This is a genomic window from Rhizobacter sp. P3_C12 (assembly GCF_056402735.1).
Map to the genome: position 1 here is coordinate 1 of NZ_JBFUGW010000482.1, position 2816 is coordinate 2816.

Consider the following 2816-nt stretch of genomic DNA (forward strand, 5'->3'; position numbering starts at 1 on the left):
GCGCTGGCTGGGCCGCTCGGCCTTTGCCGAGATGCCGCGCGAGGGCTCGTCGGTGGTGCTGCTCGACGAGCAGTCGCGCATGGCCGGGCCGATCAGCGAACTGGTCAGCGATCTCTTCTACGACGGGGCGCTGCGCGTGGCCGCCGACACGCAGGCCGCGCCCGGCTGGCTGGCGGCGCGCCGGCGGGCCCTGGGTGCGATCGATGCCGACACGCACGTGCACGTGCACCGGCTGAAGACCGATGGCGCCTGGTCGGCCACGGAGCGCGGGCCGATCCGGCGCGAATCGGCCGACGCGATCGCCGAGACGGTGGCCGGCGCGCTGGCGAGCGGTGCATGGCAGCCGCACGAGCTGATCGTGCTGACGCCGTTTCGCGCGCAGCGCGCGCTGATCCGCCAGCGATTGCGAGCGCGCGGCGTGCCCGAGGCGGTGAAGGTCAGCACCGTGCACCGCGCGCAGGGCAGCGAGGCCCCGGTGGTGCTGTTCGATCCGGCCGATGGCGCCCAGCCCTTCCTGCAGACCGAGGAGGCGCAGCGGCTGGTGAACGTGGCGCTCAGCCGCGCGCAGGCCAAGGTGGTGGTCTACCTGTCGCCGGCCGATGCCGCCAACCCGCTGCTCGCGCCGATCGTGCAACGCATGCGGCTGGCCGGCGATGCGCGCGAGGCGGTGTCGTTGATCGAGCTGGCGCGGCAGCCGGGCTTTCCGGCCAATGCGCTCGGGCGCCGTGTCGTGGCGGGGCGCCACACCGGCGAGGTCGGCGGGCTCAGTGTCGACGGGCGGCAGTTCTGGATGGTCAACGAGCGGACCGGCGCGAGGCAGTTGTTCGATGCCGAGTTCTGGCGCGCACGGGCGCACGGGTCGATGTGACGGGAACGGCTCAGGCGCAAGGCGTGCCGCTCATCGCGGCCTGGAGGCCGAGGCTCCCTTTGTCGACGATCGAGAGGAAGGCGGCTTTCGCTGCCATCGCATCGCCGTGCTGTCGAAAGCTGCGGTGGGCCTGGATGAGGGCCACGGTCCAGGTCGCGAGCAGCAGGTCGGCCGCCAGGTGGGCGTCAGGATCGCCGGGTTCACAGCCGGTGCATTCGATCAGCGCCATCCGCACGACCTGCGCGATCTCGTCACGCAGCGCCCTCGCCCGCGCCTTCAGCGTTTCGCTGCCCTCGATCGTCTCGATGAAGCCCTGGCTGGCGGCGGAGAACTCGAGGTAGGGGCTGCGTGCCTCGACCAGCCRGTGCGCGAGCAGGCGCAGCGCCTCGATCGGCGCGATGCCGGGATCGCGTTGCCGCAAGGCCGCGCGCAAGGCCGCGCGGATCTCCTCGTCGCGGTCGAAGAACATGTCCTCCTTGCGCGGAAAGTGATTGAAGACCGTCATCCGGCCAACCTCGGCGGCAGCGGCGATCTCGTCCACTGTCACGCGATCGAAGCCCCGTTCGAGGAACAGGCGCGTGGCGGCGTTGGAGATGTCCTGCCGCGTGGCGAGTCGCTTGCGGGAGCGTCGATCGGGTGGGATTGACATGGTCATATTGTACTAAGTACATTTACTGTACTGAGTACATATTCGGGTGGGACGCATGGATGAATCCGTCGATGTCGTGGTGGTGGGGGCCGGTCCGGTCGGCCTGCTGGCTGCGATCGAGTTGGCCCTGGGCGGCGTGCACGTGGTCGTGCTGGAACGCCTGGGTGCAGCGAGCACGGCAATGAAGGCCGGTGGGATCGGGCCGTTGGGCATCGAGGCGTTGCAGCGCCGTGGCATGGCGGCGGCCATCGCCGCCGCGGAAGCGCGCAACGTCGCGGCGATGGCGCCGTTCATCGAACAGGCCGGGGCCGCGAAGCGAGGGCCGAACTCGAAGTTCAGCGGGCATTTCGCCGGCCTGCCGCTGATCCGCAGGGAGGCTCAGAGAGAGCCCGAACGGCGGGCCCGCGTGGTGGACCAGCAGGGCGTCGAAGCCATGCTGGGCGACCGTGCCCGCGCGCTGGGCATCGAGGTGCGCCGCGGCTGCGAGCTCACCGGCCTCGCGCAGCAGGCGGACGGTGTCGACGTGGCGTGGCAAGCGTCGACGGGTGCAGGCCGCATCCGCTGCGGCTGGCTCGTCGGTTGCGACGGCGGGCGCAGCGGGGTCCGCAAGCTGGCTGGCTTCGATTTTCCCGGCACGCCGCCCTCGTCGACCTTCTACCAGGCCGTTGCCGAGATCGACCATCCCGAACGCCTGCGGCCGATCGGCTGGCATCGCACCACGGGGGGCGTGTTCTCCTGCGGGCCCCTGCCCGGCCGGCTGGTGATGCTGGACTTCAACGGTCCGCCCGAGGACCGGGAGGCGCCGGTCACGCGCGAGGAGCTCGAGGGCGTGCTGCGCCGCATCAGTGGCGCGGAGGTTCGCGTGAAGGCGCTGGCCAGCGCCAGCCGCTGGACCGACAACACGCGGCTGGTCGACAGCTACCGCCAAGGCAGGGTGATGCTGGCCGGCGATGCTGCGCACATCCACACGCCATTCGGTGGCCAGGGCCTGGGCCTCGGGCTGGTGGATGCCGCGAACCTCGGCTGGAAGCTCGCCGCGGTCGTTCGTGGCGAGGTGGCCGACAGCCTGCTGGACAGCTACACCACCGAGCGGCGGCCGGTTGCCGAAGCCGTCCTCGCGAACACGCTGGCCCAGGTCGCGATCATGCGGCCTGACCCGCAAGCGGGTGCGATGCGGGACCTGTTCGCGAGGCTGATGCAGCTCGATGACGTCAACCGCTTCATCGGCGAGATGACGAGCGGCCTGTTCACGCGCTACGAGCTCGGGTCGCCGCGCGATGAGGTCGGACGGCTGATCGG

The 2816-nt window shown here is 70.9% G+C and carries 3 protein-coding genes; 2 read left to right on the forward strand and 1 reads right to left on the reverse strand.

Going from position 1 to position 2816, the window contains the following annotated elements; genetic code table 11:
• Positions 1-868 (forward strand): C-terminal helicase domain-containing protein (locus tag AC1DXV_RS33465; RefSeq protein ID WP_477937861.1); only part of this gene is annotated, 868 nt, incomplete at its 5' end.
• A gap of 10 nt (positions 869-878) precedes the next feature.
• Here the strand turns inward: AC1DXV_RS33465 and AC1DXV_RS33470 are convergent.
• Positions 879-1523, reverse strand: coding sequence for a TetR/AcrR family transcriptional regulator (locus AC1DXV_RS33470; protein ID WP_477937863.1), 645 nt, complete (start codon positions 1521-1523; stop codon positions 879-881).
• 49 nt (positions 1524-1572) lie between these two features.
• Here AC1DXV_RS33470 and AC1DXV_RS33475 point away from each other — a divergent pair.
• The coding region (locus AC1DXV_RS33475) for an FAD-dependent oxidoreductase (RefSeq protein ID WP_477937865.1) at positions 1573-2816 on the forward strand (1244 nt) is incomplete at its 3' end.